Here is a 21,555-nt window from a genome sequence, read left to right on the forward strand (position 1 = left end):
GCGGAACAGCTCACCTGGGGCAGAGCACATCTCTTGTGCTCTGCCCGAGGTCTCAGAACTTCGGCACGTCCGCGATCAGCGTGCGCGTGTACTCGTGCTTCGGGGTCTCCAGGACCTGGGCGGTCGGCCCGTAGTCGACGATTGTGCCCTTGTTGAGCACAGCGAGGTTGTCCGCGATATGGCGCGAGAGCGCAATGTTGTGCGTGACGAACAGCATCGCCAACTGGTGTTCCTGCCGCAGCGTGCGCAGTAGCCCGATGATCGAGGCCTGCACGCTGACGTCGAGCGCCGAGGTGATCTCATCGCAGACCAGTACCGAAGGCTGGTTGACCAATGCTCTGGCGATCGCGGCTCTCTGCCGCTCACCACCGGAGAGGTCACCTGGCCGACGGTGATAGAAGCTGCGACCCAGACGTACAGAGTCCAGGGCCTCTTCGACCTTCGCCTTCCGGCTCGCGGCAGTGCCCTCACCGCTCATCTCCAGGGGAACGGTCAACGATTGACCGATCGAGCGCCTTGGGTTGAGCGAGGAGAACGGGGACTGGAACACGTACTGAATGCCGACCCGCTGCTCGTTCGTCCGCTTCCGCGTCGACTTCGCCAGCTCCTGACCGCGCAGCCGCACGGCACCGGAGTAGTCATCGTTGAGCCCGGCGACGCACCGGGACAGAGTCGTCTTACCCGACCCTGATTCCCCCAACAGCAGCGTGCAGTCGCCAGGTTCCAGCGTGAGGTTGATCCCGTCGAGGATCTGCGCCTTCCCGTAGGCCAGTGCCACATCCGTGACCTGCAGCAACGGTGCACTCGCCGAGGTGGCTGCACCGCCCGCTGAATCCGCGGACCCCAGCGCCTGCGCACCTTCGCTCGAGTCCTCAGACTTCGGCTCCTTGTCCGAGACCAGAATGTGCGTGGCCTTGGATTCGGGCTCAGGTTCCGCTGCCGCACCTTCGCCGATGGTCTTGCGACCGGCAAGGTCCGGTACTGCAGACATGAGCATCTTCGTGTATTCGTGCTGCGGGTCATGGAGCACGGACTCCACCGGGCCCTCTTCGACGAGGTCACCGCGCAGCATCACTGCCACCCGGTCGGAGATGTCCTTGATCACCGCAAGGTCGTGGGTGATGTAGAGACCGGCGACATTGTTCGCCACAGTCATCTGCCGAATCGTATCGAGGACGACGGCCTGCGTGGACACGTCGAGGCCTGTGGTGGGTTCGTCGAGGATGAGCACGTCGGGGTACATGGCAAAGGCCATGGCGATGCCGATGCGCTGCTGCTGACCGCCGGAGAGCTGGTGCGGCCACCGCTTCTGGTAGGACTTGTCACCGGGCAGTCCGACATCGACGAGAACTGCGGCCACCCGCTCGGTGCGTTCGGCCTCGGAGTTGCCGAATTCGTGGATGTCAAGGACCTCACGGATCTGCTCGCCCACCCGCATCGCAGGGTTGAGCGAGAGCGCAGGGTCCTGGGGGATGTAGGCGATCCGCGACCCGCGCAGGGACCGCACAGCCACCTCGTCGAGCTCGACCACCTCGACGGCGGTGTCATCACCGCGAGGCCACAGGCTCACGGACCCGGAGGCGAACTTCAGCCCCTCCCGGAAGTGGCCCATGCAGGCCAGACCGGCTGTGGTCTTACCCGATCCCGACTCCCCTACGAGGCCGAGGATCTCGCCGCGGCTGAGCGCGAAGTTCACGCCGTGGAGGATCTCACTGCCGGCAGTCGTCGCGATCTTCAGATCGGTCACACGCAGAACGATCTTCTCATTGGGAAGGTTCGCATCATCATGATGGACGGTGGTTGTCTCGGTGGTCATCATGCCTCCACTGACGTCGATGCGGTGGCCCTGGCGAAGGAGTCCGCAAGCAGGTTGGTGCCGATGGTGAGCAGCGCGATGGCGATCACCGGCAGCAGCACACCCCAGGGTTGGATGCTCAGCGCGATCCGGTTCTCGTTGATCATCAGACCCCAGTCAGCCGCGGGCGGCTGCAGGCCGAGTCCCAAGAACGACAGAGACGCGATGTAGCCGATCGAGTAGGTCAGGCGCAGCCCGGCCTCAACACTCAGCGGCCCGGTGATATTGGGCAGCAGCTCACGCAGCAGCACCTTCCACCGCGGCATCGCATACATCTCTGCGGCGAGGATGTAGTCCTCGGTGATGACGCCCAGAGTTGCTGAGCGTGCGACGCGGGCGATGCGCGGGGCATGGGTCACGCCGATGACGGTCACCAGCACCCACCCTTGTGGACCCAGCACGGTGATGGCCAACAGCGCGAACACCAGCTGCGGGACGGCGAGGATGACATCGTTGAGGCGCATGATGATCGCATCGAAGGTCCCGCCCACATAGGCTGCGAGCATGCCGATGATCGCGCCCAGAATCATGCCGAGCGCGGTGGCGAGGACCGAATACACGATGAGGGTGAGTCCACCGGCGAAGAACCGGGAGAGCACATCGCGGCCGAGGTTGTCCGAACCGAAGAGCCCATGTGGGCTGAAGGGTTTGGCGACGAATTCGGTTGCCGTGTTGCCGGTGGCCCAGGGCAGGAGCAGCGGTCCGCAGAAGGCCAGGAGCAGGACGATGATGGTCAGTGTCAGACCGATCTTGCCCTGCTTCTGTGCCAGCACGCGCTTGAAGAACGGCGTGTAGGTGGTCTGTGATTCCTTGGGCACCTCACCACCGTCGACCGCGGCGGATTTGAGGTCGTCGAGGCTATTCGTGTTCGTGCTCATGCTGCACTCCTCAGCTTCGGGTTGGTGAGGATGCCGACGACATCGGCCGCCAGGTTCACCACGACGTAGACAGCGGCGACAAGCATCGAGATCGCCTGCACGACCTGCACATCACGGTAGGTCACCGCATCGATGAGCGCTTGGCCCAGACCCGGATAGCGGAACAGGAACTCCACGACGACGACGCCGCCGGCCAGCCACGCCAGTTGGATCGCCACGACCTGCGCAACCGGTCCCAGAGCGTGGGGCACAGCATGGCGCATGATGACACGCGTCTCGGGTACGCCCTTGAGTCGGGCCATCTCCACAAAACCGGAGTCGAGGACTTCGATCATCGTCGCGCGCATCATCCGCACAATGTAGGGAGTGACGACGAGGATGAGGGTCAAGGTAGGCAGGATGAGCTGCTCGGGTCGACCCCACACGGGTTGGCCCGGCGGAGCCAGGGTCACGGCCGGCAGAATCTGGAAGACGGAAGTCGCGAAGATCGCGATGAGGCCGATGCCGATGACGAACTCCGGCATGGCTGCGAAGACGAGGCTGAGGCCGGTCATGGCCTGATCGCGTCGGCCACCGCGGTGCAGTGCCTGGTAGACACCCAAGCCGATGCCCAGAGGCACTGAGATGATGGCGGCCGCGGCCATGAGGATGAACGAGTTTCCGACTCGCTCACCAAGAAGCTGCGCCACGGAACCGCCGCTGGCCGTCGAGGTGCCGAAGTCGCCGACGAAGAGTCCTCCCAGCCAGGAGAAGTACCGCTGCCAGGCAGGCTGGTTGAGACCCAACTGCTCGTTCAGCGCCGCGATGCGCTCGGGAGTGGCCTGCTGGCCGAGAATGGCTCGGGCCGCGTCGCCGGGCAGCAGCAACGTGGCGCCGAAGACGAGGAGGGAGACTGCGAGGAGGATGAAGGCGGAGAAGATCAGCCTGCGTCCGATGACTTTTCCGAACATGTCACACCTTTCCGATCCATACGCGGTCGAACCGCCAGCCGCCCAGGGGCCGTCCGGTGGAGTTCTTGACCAGCCCGCCGACGTACTTCTGGAAAGCATCGACCTGGTTGGCGAATCCCCACACGATGTAACCGCCTTCGTCGTAGAGCATCTTCTGCAGCTCGTGTTCGCCGTCGCGTCTCTTCTCGACCTCGGGAATGCCGCGGACTTTGTCGAAGACCTTGTTGAAGGCGGGCTCGTCCCAGTGGGTTTCGTTGAACGGCGACTCTTCGAGAGCGCAGGAGATGACCTGCGGCAGGAAATCTCGGGTGTACCAGAAGTCCTGCGCGAAGTCCCACTGCAGATATTCCTCGCCGAAGAACGTCGTCGCGTCGACCCTGCGGATCTTGACCCGGATACCGGCCTCGGCGGCCTGCTGAGCGAAGACCTGAGCAGATTCGACGGCACCGGACTGAATCGGAGCCGTCACCAACTCGACATCGAGACCATCGGGATAGCCCGCCTCGGCGAGGAGCTTCTTGGCTTTCGGAATGTCCTGCTTGCGCTGTGGGAACTCGGGATAGTTCTCGCTCAGCGGCCCGAACATGTCGTTGCCGACGGTGCCGAAGCCGGACAGGACCTGTTCGATCATCTGCTCCCGGTCGACGACGAGGCGGAAGGCCTGGCGCACCTTGACGTCGTCGAAGGGCTTCTTGTCCACCCGCATGGTCAACGGAAGCCACATGCCGGTCTCGGAGTTGAGAATGGCCATGCGTTCATCGGCGGCGATGACCTCGACCAGTGCCACTGGGATCTGCGCGATCGCGTCGACCTGGGTTGAAAGGAGCGCGTTGATGAGTGCATCTGAGTCGTTGAAGTTCAGCAGCTGCACCTCGTCGAGGTACATCTTGTCGTAGTCGAAGTAGTGCTCATTGGGCACGAGCACCGTCGACTGGGCCGGGGTGAACGATTTGAGTTTGAATGGCCCCGAGCACACGGGGTTCTCCGGGTCGTAGCCTTCAGGGACGATCGCCGCGGTGTATTCGGCGACTGCGTCCTTGAACAGTCCGTTGGCCTCGCTGAGGTGGAACTCCACGGTGCGGTCATCCTTGGCGACGACTTTGTCGAGCATGGAGAAGTTCGCTGCCGCGGTCTTGGGATCATCGGGGTCCGTGATCCGCTTGAAGGTGAAGATCACATCGTCCGGGGTGATCGGACTGCCGTCGGAGAACTTGATGCCCTGCTTCAGGGTGCACGTCCACACGGTGGCGTCGGCGTTGGATTCGAAGGACTCTGCCAGCAGCGGCACAACCTGAGAGTCGTCATCCCACCCGTAGAGCGCGTTGTACAGGTTCACGGCGCGGCAGACGTCGCCGCTGTTGACCGGAATGTGGGCATCGACGGTGTCCGCGGAGTTGCCTCCGGTGACTCCCACGCGCAGGCTTCCGCCCTTGATTGGTTTCCCTGCGTCGGCGGCACCGACGGAGCCGCCCCCGCAGGCGCTCAAGCCGGCGAGTGCTGATATCGACAGCCCCGCCCCCAGCGCTTGTCTTCGATTCGGTGTGTTCATGTGCCTTCTTCCTACGACTGCGGTCCGGGTCGTACGGGCGTCAGTGCGTCGTGCCCGTTGTGTTCTGCCGTCGTCCGTTTGTCAGTGACGGCGATGATGTGTGCATTGAGGTAGTCGTCGAGCATCTGGAGCGCCTCATCGTCGGTGATCCCCATCTGTCCCGTGCTCCGTGCAACGCCGAGTCCGTCGATGAAGACGCTCAGGCCCTTGGCCATGAGGATGGTGTCCCCGGCCCGGATGGTGCCGGTGCGCTGCCCTGCGAGGACGACGGAGGCGAAGAGATCGAACCATTCGGCGTAGACATCGGTGAGATTGGTTCGCGCTTCGTCATCGACTGATGCCCTGGACCAGCTCTGCACCCAGATGGACCAGACGCGGCGTATCTTGTCATCGACGCCGGCGTGGACCTGTGCGAATCGGCGCAGCGTGCTCAGAGGGTCATCAGGGTCGATGAGACCGCGTGTGGCGGAGAGGATATCCAAGGTGTAGCGCAGCGTTGCCTGCAGCAGCTGAGCCTTGGTTCGAAAGTGGTAGTTGATGGCCGAGGCACTGAGTCCACATGCATGGGCGACGTCTTCGGTGCGCACATTGTCGATGCCCCGATCAGCGTAGAGCTCCCAGGCAGCGGCGACGATTCGGCGCTGATTGCGTTTGCCCTTCGGCACCCAGTCCTCGCCAGATACCTTCGGCTGGTTCTGCTGCGGAGCTCGCAACTCCGCAGGATCCGCCTCGAGTCGGGCTTCCTCCGGGCTGGGGCGCCCCGCCAGGTTCCGTTCATCCGAGTCGTTCGCAGAGGAGTTCGGAACGATCTTCCGCCGAGGTGGTCGGGCGGTCCGTCCGCTGGTGAGCCAGTCCGTGCTGACGTTTGTCAGGCCCGCGATCCCCGAGATCTCTTCGATCCGAAAGTTGCGTGTTCCGGCCAGGGATTTGGACAGTTTGCTCGGTTCGATACCGATGTTGCGAGCGACTTCGCTGTGGCTGATTCCGGCAGATTTGATGGCACCGCGGACGCGGATCAGCAGGGATTCTCGGCTGTCGCCTGCGCCATCGCTCGTCTCAACCACCTCTACATTCTGCACAGGTGTTGCGATTTTGGCAATACTTACTTGGATTTTGGGTAGTTTTTTGTGACCTCCCGAATTGCCGGCGCCAACTGCGGACGTCGTTTTTGCGGGCATCATTGTTGAGGTTCCTCGGTGCGTTGCCTCAACCTGGCGCATCTCACAGGCTAGAGTGCATCCCAATAGGCAGGGCCTTGCAAGGGTGCATCGACCGGTCTATCCGCAAATTGAGGAGGAGCCCATCTTGTGGTTCTCACCCAGGTCGATCCGATCTGCGATCACACAGCACCTCACCCCTGAGCGCAAACACTGGATCTCCAAATTGCGCCACGGCGAACACGCCTGGCAGCAGATCATCAGCAGCCCACCGGCGAATCAGGCATCCCAGATCAGTGATGTCTACGACGCACGATCGGCCCAGGCTTCGAGCTTGGCCGACGTCCGCCGGGCGCTGTGGTTGGCCGCCGTCGACTTCGTCGAACTGCCCGATACTACCCCTTTTCACCCCACGATCGTCGTCGCCGCCCCTCACGCCTCGGACGCGCTGTCGGCGATCTCGAATCAGCTCTTCGGCTCTCGGACCGACGAATCGTGGAGCATGCACCTTGCCGACGGCAGCGACCGCACAGTCAGTGTCGCTCAAGCGACGAAGAACCCAGACCGCCTGGCTGCCATCCGCTGCCTCCGCCACTGTGTCGCCCCCAACGGCCGGGAGCTGAGCACGGTGAAGGAGACTGTCACCATCGAAATCTGGGAGCACCTGGGGCCAGGCGTCGCTCGCGCTGACGGGGCCGTGCACCTGCCAGGAACTCTGCGACGCAAACAGCCGCAACACGACCTCGTGGTCGACTACATCACCCCGAGCGTCTGGCAGAATGCGCTGACGAACGGCTCGATCCTTCGACTGCCTGCACCACATCTCAAAGCACTGCACCAACCCGTCGACATCGTCTACACCTGGGTCGACGGCGGGGATCCTGCGTGGAGACGACGAATGCATGCTGCACACAAGGAAGTCGATCTCAATTTCACGGAACCGAGCGCGCTCGCGGAATCGCGATTCACCTCACGAGACGAACTGCGTTACTCACTGAGATCCCTGGAGTACTACGCCTCGTGGGCACGACACATATTCATCGTCACCGACAATCAGATACCACCGTGGCTGAACACCGAGCACCCACAGATCACCGTCATCGACCATCGCGAAATCTTCACCGATCCTGAGGTGCTTCCAGTCTTCAACTCGCACGCGATCGAGTCCCAGCTTCACCACATCCCGGGCTTGAGCGACCGATATCTGTACCTCAACGACGACTGTTTCTTCCTGCGCCCCACTGAGCCCGAACTGTTCTATACCGGCAACGGCTTGGCCAAGCATTTCCCCTCAATCGTTCCAGTCGATGTCGACGGGTGGTCGCCACGAGATCTGCCGATAATCTCAGCCGCGAAGCAGGGACGCGACTACTTGCTGGAGAGATACGGGAGGACTGTGACTCACCGTCTCAAGCACACTCCACATGCTCAGCTCAGACCGCTGCTGGAAAAGATGGAACGCGATGCACCGGACATGTTCGCTCAGGTTGCCGCCTCCCGGTTCCGAGCGCCCGATGACTTCTCCATCCCAGCGTCTTTGCACCATTTCGATGCCTATGCGCAGGGCAGATCGGTCGAGGGTAGCATCGGATATCAATTCGTGGATCTCGCGCGAAAAGATCTGACCCTGCAACTGGGTCGTATCGCCCGTCGCACCGATCTCGACGTCTGCTGCATCAATGAGACCGATCTTCCGCAGACCGAGGCAGATCGCGTCGATCGGGAGGTTCGCCGTTTCTTGACCGACCGGTTCCCAGTGCCGTCAAGCTTCGAGCTGACTGCCGGCGATGACTCACCCGTCGTTGCCCGAGCGGTCAATTGCAGCCCGACCACTCATCTGGATCGGCAGAACTACGCATTCACACAGGAGAAAGCAGGTTGATGTGCGAAGTGGTCTAAGCACGACTCTGGTGGGGTTGGTGAAACCGATTGTCATCAGAGTTTCGGGCGAGAACAGGTATCTCAAGCTTCGTCGGTCGGGGCTCGCGAAGCTGCGCCAGCTGAACAAGCGCAGACGCAAGACGAAGCGCCGCCAGTCCGAACGGAACGGGTTCACCCTCGAACATGATGTGGCCCGTCACGCAGACCTTCTGAATCTGCTGGTTCCGGCAATGACACCCGCGCAGGCTGCGCTGGAGAACTTTGAGTATGTGGCCGATGCGCTCGACTCACGAAAGATCGAGTGGTGGCTGGTCGAGGACTATGCTGGCCGCGGCTACCGGATCGGTGTGAGAGAAGAAGCCAAATCACTCGTAGCCGCAGCCCTGATGCGACCGAAGACGAACGTTCCGATCTACGTCAAGACTCCCCAGTCGACTGCAGTCGCCCTCACCGAGGTGGTCGACCTCTGCCAGGACCCCGCCGCCCGAATCATCAATGTCACCGCACCGAAGAAGGTGACCGAGACCAACTGGGCCTTCGGCTTCCGCTATGGCTGCTCGATCGAGTTCTGGACGGAGATCATCTCAGACTCCAGGGTGGTGATCGAAGCTCCTGCGGAGAACCGTGCCGCCAAGCTCATGTCCGACGCTGAGTTCACCCTGGAGAAGACCTCGACCGGCTCAGGACGAGAATGCCGCACCCCTGCGGTGCTCAATCGCACCATGCTCGAAGACATCACGTTTCCGATCGATGCCGTGTACACCTGGGTCGATGGTGCCGACCCCGAGTGGATCGGATCGAAGCGCCGGCTGGAAGCCGATCTCGCAGGCGATGAGTACCACCCGGAGGCTAATCATGAAGCCCGCTTCGAGTCGAAGGACGAACTGAAGTATTCGCTGCGATCGCTGGAGTATTTCGCACCCTGGTTCAGACGGATCTACATCGTCACCTCGGGCCAAGTACCTACCTGGCTTGATGTTGATCATCCGAAGATCCGCATGATCAGCCATGCAGATATCTATGACGATGCAGATCATCTCCCGACGTTCAATAGCAACTCGATCATCTCTCGTCTCCACCACATCCCGGACCTGAGCGAACACTTCATCTACCTCAACGATGATGTGATGCTGGGGAAACCGGTTCGCCCCCACGACTTCTTCCTACCCACCGGCCTGGCAAAAGCGTTCCCATCCAGGAACCATCGACCGTTCGGTGCACCGACGGCAGAGGACGGCCCGCACTTCAACCTCACCAGGAATATCCGACGGCTGCTGGAGTCTGAATTCGGAATCACAGTGACCCATGCAGTCAAACACACACCGTATCCGCTGCTCAAAAGCGTGCTGTTCGAGATGGAGGACAGATTCCCAGACGCATTCGAACACACCTGGTCCAGCCGTTTCCGACACCACGAAGACATCGTTGCCGACCAGCTGTACCACTACTATGCGCAGATCGTCGGTAGAGCCGTGGCCACCTCGATCACCTATCGCTACATCAATATCCGTGACGACAACTACCGCTGGGTGCTGCGAGACACGCTGCGTCTGCGCAACCGTTCAACGATGTGCCTCAACGACGCACCAGTGGATGATGTGGAACCTCTGACTGACGAAGAAGTCGGAGACTTCCTTGAGTCGTATTTCCCCTGCAGAAGCTCCTTCGAGTCCTGACACTGAGCCTGCCCGAAGCGTTCGTCTCTGCCTCACTGGGGTTCCCAGCTGCACTGACCAGGGTCGGGTGAGGGAATTCGCTTATACTCTATGTCCGCTTACACGCTCGCGAATTGAATCCTCAATGGCAGCGATGAACAGACTTGTCGATTCACCTGCAGTAGTCGCGCCGAAATAGTGAGCCTTCAGGCGCCGCCGTGCGTCGAGAAGAGCATCATCACTCAGAGAATCCTCGATCATCTGAGGAAGTCGGTTCAGGTTCGCCTTAGTCAAGGCTCCCAGGCCGGTAGCCAAAGGAGATTTGAGCCCCGGGCTCGCGGCCTCAGTGTGCCGGTCTGTGAGGATCAGCCCTTTATGCGGATGAAGGAACAGGAAGTCGGGGCCGACGCTGGAGACATCGGTGATGAGCACATCAGTATCCACGAACAAGTCAAGGATGCTGCCATCCGTGGAGACGACATGAGCACCACCCCCTTCATCGGCATTGTGGAGCATTGATCGGATTGCCCGGTCCGCGTCCACTACTGCCGCATCGTGCGTCGCCGCAACACGAGGATGCGGTCTGTAGACGACCCTCACATCCAGGGCAGTGAGTGCTTCTACGATCTGAGGGCCGAGCGTATCGACTGACGTGAAGTTGTTGGCTTCGTCCTCGCCTTGCCAGGTCGGTGCATACACCACGGTCCGACGGTTGTCGTGGGGCAGAATCGATTCGAATTTCCCATCAAGCGGTGGTCTTCCAACGGTCACCATCTTGTTCTTGCCCAGCCCCCACAATGCCTGTTCACAACGCGCTATCGCCGCAGATCCAGCAACAAAAACTTTGTCGTAAGCCTTGAGCTGGTTCGATATCGAACTCTTCTTGTCGCTCTCCCCATGATCGACGTGCACATGGACGATGGACGTGTCTGCCATCGATTGGAAGTTCCGCATTCCGTTGTTCACATAGATGGCCAAGCGATAATCATTGTCGGCATACAACTCTGCGAGGTCAGGATAGGAGATCGCGAGCACAGAGGGAATTGATGTCAGTGACTTCGCAGCTTTGAAAGCTGACCGTTGGCGAAAGATCAGAATGACGGGCCTGGATTCGTTCAGTGCCTCCAGCGCAGGGATCCACTGCTGCAACTGGTAGAGCTGGTCGGGCCCATCACCGAAATAGCCGATGACGTCAGCTGAGGAGCGATCTCCTCTGACCTCGATTCCGAATCGGTCTGCCGGTCCACTGCCCCGTAGCCATGATTTGAGAAGCTCTCCCAGAGGTGAGCGCGAGACCCGTCGCGCACAGTTCTGGGCGATTCTTTTGATACTGCTGAATGGGAATCCTGTCATTGAAGCACCACGGCCCCTTCGAAAAGCGGCGATTCCCGCGGCAACCCTGCGTCGCGGGACGACTCCCTGTTCACGGCAATTCTCAGGCCCAGATCAAGCATGTATCTCGCTCCGTCATGCATTGTAATTGGCATCGATCATTCCGCGAGCTGTGCGGAGAAATGTTTCGGCATAGTGCTCTGCCTCGAAATCGCCGAGGTAGTACTTGCGCATGTTGTCGCGGTCACCACGAAGCGGGTCAGTTCCCAGCAATTGGTCGATTGCCTCATCAACGTTCGACAGGTCCCCTTCGATGACGTACGACGCCTTCGATGCTGGGGCCTCTGACTCAAGTTCCTCAGCCGACCTCCCCACAGAGACGATGGACAGTGGTTTACCGGATTGCAGGTAATCACTGACGACCGCGGAGACATCAGAGATCATTGCGTCTGAGATATTGAAGCACTCTTCGAGCGACATCTCCTTCTCGGCAATTGGCCCCCAGACATGTGCTCGCCCAGTGCGCTGAGCATCTGCTTCGAGGAGTTCCTGGATCTCGGCGATGAGGCTGCGCGCCACACTGTATTTATAGTTCAGGCTGTGGGCTCGGAAGATGACGGTGCACCCGCGATCAAGTAGGTTCTGCACGATCTGTTTGCCCCTCGGCAATGAGTACAGTTCTGAGTCCTGGTAGGCGCCTCGCCAGGTCGGCGCGTAGAGAACCGTCTTATCGGCAATATCAGCAATGTCACCGCGTGCAGGTTCAATCTGTTCGACTTGCGGTCGCCCGACGATGGCGAACTTTTTCCTGGGGATTTCAACTCCGTGCCGCGCATAGCGATCAATTCCAGCCTGTCCGGCGGCGTAGATGTAGTCATAGATCGCGTGAACCGGGTTGAAGCAAGCAGGCTTTTCAGAGTCTCCGTGGTTCAGCCATACGTGCGTCATTTCCCGTCGTTCGATGAAATGCGTGTTCTTGCCCGCGTTATTCACGTAGAAGGCCACACCCAGCTTCGGTGTGATGACATCTTCGAGGCTGCGCAGCGTCGGTCGGTTGATGACCGGTGCTTCGGTCATCTGTCCAGCTGTGCGCATCATCTTCAGGCTGCGGGTCACGACGATGTAGCGTCTGCCGATCTGGTCGAAGTAGGGCAGCCACATACCCAGCTGATAGGAGATGCCCATGTTGGAGCCGAAATACACGGCGAATTCGGCTCCGTAGTCATCAAGGATCTGCGGCAGCTGACTGTCGAGACGAAGGCTGCGTAGGCCGCGCTCGATACCAGTGGACAGCAGGGTGACTCCCAGCAGCAATGGCAACAACGAGAGCAGGAATACAACAAGCGGAGCAGATCCGAATATTGCCAACAGCCAACCGATCAGTGTGACAAGAGTTGTTCCCACCGCGACGAATCCCCGACCGATCGGCTGTGTGCCACGTGTGTCGGCATCGGGAAGATTGCGAGCCTCAAGGCCAGTGACCCTCCAGGCTCTCACGAGGCTGGTCTCGAGCACGATAGTCAGCACCACGATTGCTGCAGCAGCTGAGACTGCCCACGAAGGCCCGTAAATCGAGTTCCAATAAGCGGCCAAGGACAACGCAAGCAACGCTCGAGGCGCGTTGGCTCCACGCAGTATTCCAGCGAGTCGGCTGCGTGATTTGAACCTGCGCCTATGGATGAATAGGAAAGCCGCGCTTCCCACAGCTCCGGTGATACCGGTCAATATTGCTGGCGCCTCAACCATGGTCAGGATGAAGACCAGTGACGCGAATCCGGTGGGGAGGAGTGTCCTTCCCCCTAGCTTGCGGTAAATCAACGACAGAGTGTCTTTCGCTGACTTCGTATCCGAAAGGTCGTCATCGTCAGACTGCTCTTCCGAGTCCGCGATTTGTGTTGTCGGTGCCGCATCTGCACCATCTTCCTCAGTGTCATCCGGTCCGACAACGTCGCTGTCGATTTCACCGACGTATTCGTTCTCGACGTTGGAGGCCATTCGAGCGGCCGCTGAGATGAAGTTGCCTGCATACCCATCGGCCGAAAAATCGCCCAGATAGTAACTGCGATAGCGGAGGCGCTCCTGCCGTTTCGGGTCAGAAGTCAGCAACGAATCCATGATCTCGTGGAGATTGCTGAGGTCTCCATTGAGAACATAGGCGGCTCGAGCGATTGGGTACTCCGCGATGAACTCGTCTCCACTTGCGCTGACAGCGGCCATGGCGAATGGCTTGCCGGAGTAGAGGTAGTCGGAGACAACGCTGGAAACGTCGGAGAGCATCGTGTCCGAGAGATTGACGCAGTCGATGATTCCAATTTCAGTTTCCGCCGCTGCGCCGAAGATGTGCGCAGTCCCCGTTTCATCCCTGTCAGCGGCCAGCAAGTCATGAATGATGCCGATCGTTTTCACGTCTTCGGGGAACTCATAACTGAAAGGATGAGGGCGGAAGATCACTCGCAGTTTGCGGCGCAGCAGTTCCCGAATCATCTCGGGCGCGACCGGCAGCGAATACAGCATCGTCTCTTCAACGTGGCCCCGCCATGTCGGGGCGTAGAGCACAGTCTGCTGGACCGATTGCGGCGGGAGCTCAGTGGCTACGTCGACTGCTTCGAGCTGAGGACGCCCGACAATCTCGAATTTGTCCTCTGCAATTGTCACACCATGAGCGACGTAACGTTCGGTTGCCGCTTGACCTGCAGCGAAGATTTTGTCATACATGGCATGCGTCGGGTTGTACGACGGAGGTTTGTCGGAATCGCCGTGGCCCAGATACACATGCGTGTATTCCTGATGTCGGGTCATCGCACCGTTGCCGGACGATGCATTGACGTAGAAGACTGCACCGAGTGACGGAACGAGCATCTTCTCCAGATCTGAAGACTTTCGACAAACAATGACCGGCGCATCTGTGTGCTCAGCCAAGATCCGCGCCGGAGGGTTATTGCGAGTGATGATCGCAAACTTCTTCCCGGTGCGCTCCAGGTACGGAAGCCACATGAGGATCTGGTACGACGCATCGTCTGGCCTCGCCGTATAGATATAGAACTCGGGCGCATACTCCGACACAGCTTCAGCAACCCTTGACTTGGCGTCAGCGTTTCGCCTGATCCGGATGTAGGAAACAACCGCAAGGGCAAGGTAGGCAAAGTCGAGGATCAATGCCAAGGTCAGCCATATTCCGGGAGTTACCTCCGCCCAAGCAAGGATCGCTCCCGTAGCTATGACAGTCGCAGAGAAGGTGACTAAGGGGCGGTCGACACGACCAAGGTCGGAATAGACACGCACTCCGTGAAGGTGAGCAATGAATGGTGCCGAATTGTGAGTGCCCCGGGCCAGAAGACTCTCAAACGAGATGGGCGCGGCAAGCAGGACCCCTGCCATCGCAGCCATCCAGACCACCTCAGGTTCTGAAGTGCCGCTTGCAAAGGCCAGCGCGACAGCAGCAACTGCCAAAGTGCGAACTGCTGCGCGGTGCCCGAGTCGAGAACGTTTCGCCCACAGCCGGTAGGTGTCCCAGAGCAGCACCGCGAGAACACCGCCGAGGAACAGCAGGCTCGGCTGAGCGACCGTCACCAACCCCCCGCAGAGCGCTGCTCCGAGTGCAGAGAGTCCGTAGGAGAAGACTGAACTCAGTGAGGTACGCAGGAAGCGGCTGCGGCGCGGATCCGACTGCGACTCCTGAGTCTGATCACTCTGCATTTTCGGCATAACCGGTAAGGGGGTCCTCGCGACGAACATCGACCACGTGTCCAGTCTTGTCGGCAATGAGTATTTCGAGCGATGCTTTCGCCACTGTCTGCGAATCCAACAACGATCCTGGGTCTTCGGCGCCGAAGGCCTGGGTACGCATCGGAGTGCCGGTCCGCTCCGGATTCACACAATTGACTCGGACATCGTCTGCTGCCCATTCGTCTGCAAGCGCCTGGGTCAAGTTGACGGTCGCAGCCTTTGCCGAACTGTAGAGGCTGTAACTCCCGCGCCCACGCGTGTATGAACTGGAAGTGAAGAGAAGAAGAGATCCGCGGCTCTTTACCAACTCCGGATAGAACGTCTGCGCAAGCAGGATCGGTCCGATGTAGTTGATCTCGGTTGCAGCATAGATCTCGTCGTCTGACGTTTCATCGAGCCGGCCCAGCGGCAGTACACCGGCCGTGTTGACCACGAAATCAATCTGACCAGTTTCAGCCAGAATTTCGTCCCGAGCCTTGATGAGATCGTCTCGCTTATTGATGTGAGTTGAGGTCGTCGACCGGGAGAAGCTCTTGACCGTCGCGCCGTATTTCACGGCAAGTGCGGCTATATCCGCACCGATGCCATAGGAGCCACCGAACACGGCCATTGTCTTGCCGGCCAATGCCGTGCGGAGAACGTCTTCTGTGACTTCATGTTCGCTGCGGCTCGGAAGCTGAAATAATTTGTCCGCAATATAGATGTCGATCGGTTCGGTGACCTTCATATTGCTGTCATCCCCTGCCACTACCGCCACTGGCACTTCTGGGGTGTATCGAAGCACGACAGTGCAGTCATCTGTAGCCACAAAATTGGGGTCCTGAGCCGCTTTGTCATAGGCATTCTGAATAGTGGAGAGTTTGAAAGCCTGCGGTGTCTGTCCACGCCTCAGGTTTGCCCGTGGCGGGACATCTTTGATGACCGGATAAGAGCCGACTCCGTCTTCGACCTCGATGATCGTGTCGGCCGACGGAATCGCCACATCGACTGCATCATTCTTCTCCAGAGCATCAATGACATCGTTGATGATCGACGGAGCGAGCAAGGGGCGAACAGCGTCGTGCAGGATTACGTTGCAGTCCGCGTTGTAGTCTTCAGCAATCGCGCTCAATGCCACTTGCGTAGTTTCATTTCGGGTCCCCGAGCCTTCGAGCACCTGTGTTACCTTTTCGAAGCCGTTCTTGCGCACGATCTCATGTACACGGTCCAAATGTCCCTGCGCCATGAGCACGATGATCTCGTCAATCTGGGGATGCTCGTTAAATATCGACAGCGTGTGTTCCATGATCGGCCTACCAGCGATTTTGATCAGCTGCTTGGGCGTATTGAGACCGATGCGGGTACCGACGCCTCCCGCAAGAACGACTGCAATATTTCGCGTGTTTGTCACTTCACAAGCTCCCAGAATTCATAACAAAGTGGTAGACCCCTCTCGGGGCATTAGGATATTCTAACAGTCAACTCTAGTTGAACTGCGCGCTTTCAGGCGGCGGGCTCACGCCACTACGAAGCTGTTTGATATTCAAGTAATCTTTCGTCAACTGAAGCGGAGAGCCCCACGGTCCACCGCTAATGCAGTCTCCACAATGGCGAGTCTGAGTATCGAGTCCACAGCTCGTCATTTGCCAGAAGACACTGACTGACCAAGTTCCAAGCGTTCATGCTGACTGTGCCCCCGCCATGTATCCTCGATCAAAGTAACTACAAGTTGCCCGCGGAGTCAGGCAACACACTCGGACACGGAACAGCTGAAAAGCTTTCGTACCAGGAAAACACCGCACCGCTTTCATATTTTGGAGCCCCTATTGGCTGAGTCCACCGACACGGACCAAAACGTCGATCGCGATGGTCGGCAGGAGATCGACGTCAGCGTGATCATTCCCGCATACAACTGCGAATCGCTCGTTGAGGAGACGATCCGCTCGGTGACGAGCCAGGAATTCCTCGATCAGCGACTGGAGATCATCGCAGTCGACGACGGCTCGACCGATGCGACATTCTCGGTGCTCAGTCGACTATCTGAACTCATAGACGAGCTGACCGTATTCACCATCCCCAACAGCGGTTCAGCCTCGGCGCCCAGGAACGTTGGGCTCGATCACGCTCGCGGACGATACGTATTCTTCCTCGACGCCGATGACAAGCTGGCGCCAAACGCGCTGAGGCGCCTCGTTACAGTTGCAGACGACACGAATTCCGGTGTCGTGCTCTGCAAACTAGGTGAGTTTGGTTCTCAGAAACGAGCAAGCAATGTTCCCACCCAGGCATTCAAGAAAACTGTCTACGAAGTCGATTACATCGATTCCAAGGCATACACAACGCTGGGCGCTCTCAAGCTGTATCGACGCTCCATATTGCAAGAGAACGACATTCGGTTCCCACTCGGATATACGATCGGCGAAGATCAGCCATTCGCGATGGAAGCCTACTTCCACAGTCCTCATGTATCGATTCTCGCCGACAGGGTCTATTACTGGGCACGCGGACGGGACGACGGAACCAACGTCACTAGCCAAGGGCAGTCGGCCCGAAAACATTATCTGAAGATAAAGACACTCATCGGAGTGATCGCAAACGGACCAGAGACTGGAAGCAGAAGAAGCACACTCCTTCGCCGGCCACTTACTGCGAACGCTGGCGTCCGCACCGTGTTCGGCAAGCCGTGGTTGCTGGATTTCGGCAGGGACGAACGTCAGAAGATGGTTACTGAATTTCAAGAGCTGATTACGCCCCTATGGAATGACGAGCTGCGGGCAAGCGGAACTTTGGAGTCACAGCTCCTCATTGATCAGTTAGCAGCTGGAGACATCGAGTCGCTCGAGGCCATCAGCAATAGCATGGCGAACAACGAACCGATTCCGCTGAAGTTCGATGAGTCGCAATCACAGTTCTTCTACCAATCTGCCCGTGGCTCCCAGTTCGACAATCTCAACCTGAAGCTCAACACACGGGGACAGGCAATCTGGCGCACGGGTTCCGACCTTCACCTACGCGGTTCGCTTGGGATCGACGGCGACTCGCGGGGGCCAGACACCGCACAGATGGTCTGGACTCACCGCCGGGACTCCGTGGACAAGCGTTTCACGGTGGATCTGACACATACCGCCAACATCGGAGAGGGTGGCAGCGTCCAATTCGAAGTTGCGATCCCGATAGACCAGCTGGATCGCCCCGGCGAGTGGGACGCGTTCGTCGAGGCAAGCTGGGGGACATTCACATTGAGCTCGAGGTTCGGCAAATCCAAAGCTCCGTCAATCAACACCAGCCCAACGTTCGTTGGCTCCCCTGTTTGCGCTGCAATCATCTACACGCGATTTGGCAATCTCACCATCGACGTGGGGCCCACACAGAAATACCTTTCTCCAGACAACACGGGAATTGCCGAAGTTGCAGGGAAACTCACGCTATTCAAAAATGAAGTCGCCACACTACGTGGCGATCTTGAATATTTTGCCGGGGCGAAAGTTCAATCGTCCAAAAGAACCCAGTTAATCGATGCTGAATTCGTGAAATACAGTGGCGACTGCGCATCTGTAGTTATTCCACGATCGGTCTTCAAACACGGCCCCTATATAATTTCACTGATCGATGTTGAAGGTAACCTGCACACCATCGACGACTCGTCCAGCAAAAGAATCAGTCTCCGTCAGCTGCGGCACGGAGCCAGTTGATTCACACATGCCTTTCACCCCGACGCCGCGAGTATGAAAAGGATTCTGTCTGAATGAACATAATCTTGACCAAGTCAGCAAAAGCACGTAAGCAGCGCCTTGGCCGTTTGCAGACAGATCTGGAAGCGGCGCTGATGACAGACGAGCAGTTAAGCCGCATATGGTTCTGGAAGAACGAGACGCTGGTGCTGGAGTACTCAACCAGTTACGGAGTGAAATACGCGTTCGACATCAATTGCACGGCTAGCGGCTACAATCTGCAGATCGTCGGAAGAGGCGACCCATCAAGATACGCTGTCAGGCAGAGAATCGGTGTGATCTCCAAAGCGGTCAAGGGGCATCCGAACCGGATCCTGGAAACCTGGCCGTTGACGGTTGACCGCAGAACCCTAGTACTTGAGCTTGTCACCGCGATTCGTCGCGTACAATCACTGATGTCTGTAGTCCAGGAGCATCCCGATCGCTACGTCCCCGGATATTGGTGGGACCAACAGAGCAACTTCGGTGATCAGATCGGTCCGTGGTTGATCGAGATGATCACCGGCAGACCTGCGTTCAATACGATTGCGTTGCCCAATGCCGGACATGCAGTGATGACAGCGGGTTCCATTATCACCGGTATGAATAGGCCCGGTATGTCGGTTTGGGGATCCGGACTCATCGCACCCATTGATTCCGCCACCGCGCAGCGTTTGAAGTCTCGGCGGCCCCACACGATTCGTGCGGTGCGAGGAGAACTCACTCGAACAGAATTGGTTGAGCACTTGGGATGGGATGTCCCTGAGCTGTTCGGGGATCCTGCCCTCCTGCTGTCGACCTTCTATCGGCCACACGCATTGGCCTTGGGAGAGCCTCGACCCGCCGTGGTTCCCCATTACGCGCACAGAAGTCTCTTCGAGGGCCACTCCGAACGGCGCGAGTTCGACATCATCGATGTCAGGAAATCGCCTGAGGCCGTCGTCGCTCAAATTGCGAATGCCTCAACCATTGCATCAACCTCGCTCCATGGACTGATCATTGCCCAGGCCTATGGCGTGCCTTGGATCAGACTTCGGATTTCTGACCAACACCTTGTTGGTCAGGATTTCAAGTTCGAAGATTTTTACTCAACGATCTCCAGGGACCAGGTTGCCGAAATTTCTCTGTCTAAAGATGACGTGTCGAATGCCGATCTGCGTGAAATTCTGAAATCGGCGAGCATTCCCGACTCCAGATACGACGTTGCATCGCTCATTCGCGCATTCCCTTCAACCGATATTCCGCAGCTCCCCGGTGACTACGCGTCATATGGGCCCAGCGCGGTGTGAGCCGCTGGGAATTCACCACCAGCTGACCGTCGGCATGTATTGGACCCGTAGCTCCATCTTCTATTCTAATTGTGTTGGCCTCTCCATCTATAGCGGTGCCGTCTCCGTCGACGTAAGTCAGTGTGTCTGTCGGTCCCCAGCTCACACTGCACCTCCTGATGCGAAGCGTCGATCAGGTTCACATTGAACGAACAGTTCCTCTTGTCTTTGATCCGTATGATGAAGCATGAAAATATTTGCCGGGGTAAGCGATTTACCCGGGGAAGCTACTGGCCCCGTTCCGTTCTTGAAAGGTCCACTGTGAAAAACCTGGTTCGTAAGACAGCTCTGAAGGCTGTGCGGTCGTCTGCATGGAAGAAGACCAGCAAATGGATCAGGGGCACAGAACGCTGGAAGCAGCTGGAGGACGAATACGATGGGAGCTATGTCAAGGGCGACGTCGTCGTCTACTTCGGTGATCGTAAGCCCAAGTTCTACCAGCTCAGTCAGTGGATACCGGTTCTCGAAGAGCTCCACCGGAGGCACAGAGTCGTCCTCGTGCTCCGCAAGCCCTCCTCATTGCTTCAGGCTCGTGAGATCACGCGCCTGCCCATGGTCCTCAAACGTAGATTCGATCCACTCCACACCTTCTACCATGCCAACGATTTCAAGCTTGCACTCTATGTGAACAACGGAATGTCGAACTTCCAGTCCCTCGGGTTCGCACCCATGGTCCACGTTCACGTCAATCATGGTGAGTCCGACAAACTCAGCATGGTCTCCAACCAAGCGAAGTCGTATGACAAGGTCTTCGTAGCTGGCGATGCCGCAATCAACCGGTATCGCAAATCACTTATCGATTTTGATGAGTCCGCTCTGACCAAGATTGGGAGGCCTCAGTTGGACATAGACAGGGTTCCCGAGTTGGAGGCCTCGTCGACGAGGACCATCATGTACGCACCGACGTGGGAGGGCGAGAACGACGCGAACAATTATACGTCCGTCGACCTGTTCGGCCCCAAGATCATTGAAGCCGCACTGGGCCTCGGCGATACTCGTGTCATCTACAAGCCACACCCCCGTGTTGCAGCCTCCAATAAAACCGCCATGGCGGAATCGAATGCACGCATCATAGAACTCATCGAGACCGCCAACGAATCCATCATCGACGAATCTCTGCAGCATCAGATCCTGATGGAAGGTGACATCCTCGCGATGTTCGATGCCGTCGACCTGCTCGTTACGGACATCTCCAGCGTCGGTCTCGACTACCTCTATATGCGCCCGGAGAAGCCTCTGGTGCTGACAGATCGCCGTGACGATACAGCAAAGCTCAACGACGAGGCGCCAGTCAGTCAAGCTACGCCCATTATCGACGGAACGACCGTGAATCAGACAGAGGCTCTGCTGCGAGAGCAGCTGACGAATGACGGGTCGGCCGAGGCCCGCCAGGAGCTACGCCGCCACTACTTCGGTGAAGGAAAGAAGGGCGCGTCGACCGTGCTCTTCGCTGATGCTGTCAGCACGCTGATTGCCAACAGAACGTCGGATATGTCCAGGTATCATTTCGAGAGCACCAACGCCGAGGCTAGCGACGAGTAGCTGTGGCTTCTCG

General features: G+C 58.6%; 13 protein-coding genes. 5 read left to right on the forward strand and 8 right to left on the reverse strand.

The genetic code is table 11. The features are described from left to right. Nucleotides 1-52: 52 nt before the first annotated feature. From JTF07_RS03795 to JTF07_RS03815, 5 genes are read right to left on the reverse strand one after another with little or no spacing between them, the layout of a single operon-like run. Nucleotides 53-1,816 (reverse strand): ABC transporter ATP-binding protein, encoded by a 1,764-nt coding sequence (locus JTF07_RS03795; protein WP_204232961.1) that lies wholly within the window; start codon nucleotides 1,814-1,816, stop codon nucleotides 53-55. Further along, on the reverse strand, nucleotides 1,816-2,733 hold the full coding sequence (locus JTF07_RS03800) for an ABC transporter permease (protein WP_198396709.1): 918 nt from the start codon (nucleotides 2,731-2,733) through the stop codon (nucleotides 1,816-1,818). The genes JTF07_RS03795 and JTF07_RS03800 overlap by 1 nt, the downstream gene beginning before the upstream one ends. Continuing rightward, on the reverse strand, nucleotides 2,730-3,683 hold the full coding sequence (locus tag JTF07_RS03805) for an ABC transporter permease (RefSeq protein WP_204232962.1): 954 nt from the start codon (nucleotides 3,681-3,683) through the stop codon (nucleotides 2,730-2,732). The genes JTF07_RS03800 and JTF07_RS03805 overlap by 4 nt, the downstream gene beginning before the upstream one ends. Before the next feature lies 1 nt (nucleotide 3,684). Beyond that, the gene (locus tag JTF07_RS03810; protein WP_204232963.1) at nucleotides 3,685-5,232 is read right to left on the reverse strand and encodes an ABC transporter substrate-binding protein; all 1,548 of its coding nucleotides are present in this window, start codon (nucleotides 5,230-5,232) and stop codon (nucleotides 3,685-3,687) included. An 11-nt stretch (nucleotides 5,233-5,243) separates the two neighbouring features. Continuing rightward, complete coding sequence (locus JTF07_RS03815) at nucleotides 5,244-6,296, reverse strand: TetR family transcriptional regulator (protein ID WP_353843862.1); 1,053 nt, start codon at nucleotides 6,294-6,296, stop codon at nucleotides 5,244-5,246. Between the two features lie 241 nt (nucleotides 6,297-6,537). Here JTF07_RS03815 and JTF07_RS03820 point away from each other — a divergent pair, with 241 nt between their 5' ends. Then, complete coding sequence (locus JTF07_RS03820) at nucleotides 6,538-8,271, forward strand: stealth family protein (RefSeq protein ID WP_204232964.1); 1,734 nt, start codon at nucleotides 6,538-6,540, stop codon at nucleotides 8,269-8,271. Nucleotides 8,272-8,308: 37 nt separating this feature from the next. After that, entirely contained in the window at nucleotides 8,309-9,946 is a 1,638-nt protein-coding gene (locus JTF07_RS20785) for a stealth family protein (protein ID WP_204232965.1), read from the forward strand. Between the two features lie 81 nt (nucleotides 9,947-10,027). Here the strand turns inward: JTF07_RS20785 and JTF07_RS03830 are convergent, their stop codons facing one another. The 3 genes from JTF07_RS03830 to JTF07_RS03840 form a co-directional block, all read right to left on the reverse strand. Next, complete coding sequence (locus JTF07_RS03830) at nucleotides 10,028-11,278, reverse strand: CDP-glycerol glycerophosphotransferase family protein (RefSeq protein WP_204232966.1); 1,251 nt, start codon at nucleotides 11,276-11,278, stop codon at nucleotides 10,028-10,030. 114 nt (nucleotides 11,279-11,392) lie between these two features. Then, nucleotides 11,393-14,962 (reverse strand): CDP-glycerol glycerophosphotransferase family protein, encoded by a 3,570-nt coding sequence (locus JTF07_RS03835; RefSeq protein ID WP_204232967.1) that lies wholly within the window; start codon nucleotides 14,960-14,962, stop codon nucleotides 11,393-11,395. Further along, nucleotides 14,943-16,373 (reverse strand): D-ribitol-5-phosphate cytidylyltransferase, encoded by a 1,431-nt coding sequence (locus JTF07_RS03840; protein WP_204232968.1) that lies wholly within the window; start codon nucleotides 16,371-16,373, stop codon nucleotides 14,943-14,945. The genes JTF07_RS03835 and JTF07_RS03840 overlap by 20 nt, the downstream gene beginning before the upstream one ends. A gap of 415 nt (nucleotides 16,374-16,788) precedes the next feature. Here JTF07_RS03840 and JTF07_RS03845 point away from each other — a divergent pair, with 415 nt between their 5' ends. The 3 genes from JTF07_RS03845 to JTF07_RS03855 all read left to right on the forward strand — a co-directional run bounded on the left by JTF07_RS03845 (nucleotide 16,789) and on the right by JTF07_RS03855 (nucleotide 21,542). Beyond that, nucleotides 16,789-18,654 (forward strand): glycosyltransferase family 2 protein, encoded by a 1,866-nt coding sequence (locus tag JTF07_RS03845; protein ID WP_204232969.1) that lies wholly within the window; start codon nucleotides 16,789-16,791, stop codon nucleotides 18,652-18,654. A 65-nt stretch (nucleotides 18,655-18,719) separates the two neighbouring features. After that, the gene (locus JTF07_RS03850) at nucleotides 18,720-19,961 is read left to right on the forward strand and encodes a polysaccharide pyruvyl transferase family protein (RefSeq protein ID WP_204232970.1); all 1,242 of its coding nucleotides are present in this window, start codon (nucleotides 18,720-18,722) and stop codon (nucleotides 19,959-19,961) included. 300 nt (nucleotides 19,962-20,261) lie between these two features. Further along, nucleotides 20,262-21,542, forward strand: a complete 1,281-nt coding sequence (locus JTF07_RS03855; protein WP_353843863.1) for a CDP-glycerol glycerophosphotransferase family protein — start codon at nucleotides 20,262-20,264, stop codon at nucleotides 21,540-21,542. The last annotated feature ends 13 nt before the right edge of the window (nucleotides 21,543-21,555 follow it).

The organism is Brevibacterium sp. RIT 803 (assembly GCF_016892625.1).
Taxonomy (GTDB): Bacteria; Actinomycetota; Actinomycetes; order Actinomycetales; family Brevibacteriaceae; genus Brevibacterium.

Coding starts and splice junctions, on each gene's coding strand:
- JTF07_RS03795 (WP_204232961.1), bottom strand. CDS start 1,816: ATGACCACCGAGACAACCACCGTCCATCATGATGATGCGAACCTTCCC.
- JTF07_RS03810 (WP_204232963.1), bottom strand. CDS start 5,232: ATGAACACACCGAATCGAAGACAAGCGCTGGGGGCGGGGCTGTCGATA.
- JTF07_RS03835 (WP_204232967.1), bottom strand. CDS start 14,962: ATGCCGAAAATGCAGAGTGATCAGACTCAGGAGTCGCAGTCGGATCCG.
- JTF07_RS03830 (WP_204232966.1), bottom strand. CDS start 11,278: ATGACAGGATTCCCATTCAGCAGTATCAAAAGAATCGCCCAGAACTGT.
- JTF07_RS03805 (WP_204232962.1), bottom strand. CDS start 3,683: ATGTTCGGAAAAGTCATCGGACGCAGGCTGATCTTCTCCGCCTTCATC.
- JTF07_RS03800 (WP_198396709.1), bottom strand. CDS start 2,733: ATGAGCACGAACACGAATAGCCTCGACGACCTCAAATCCGCCGCGGTC.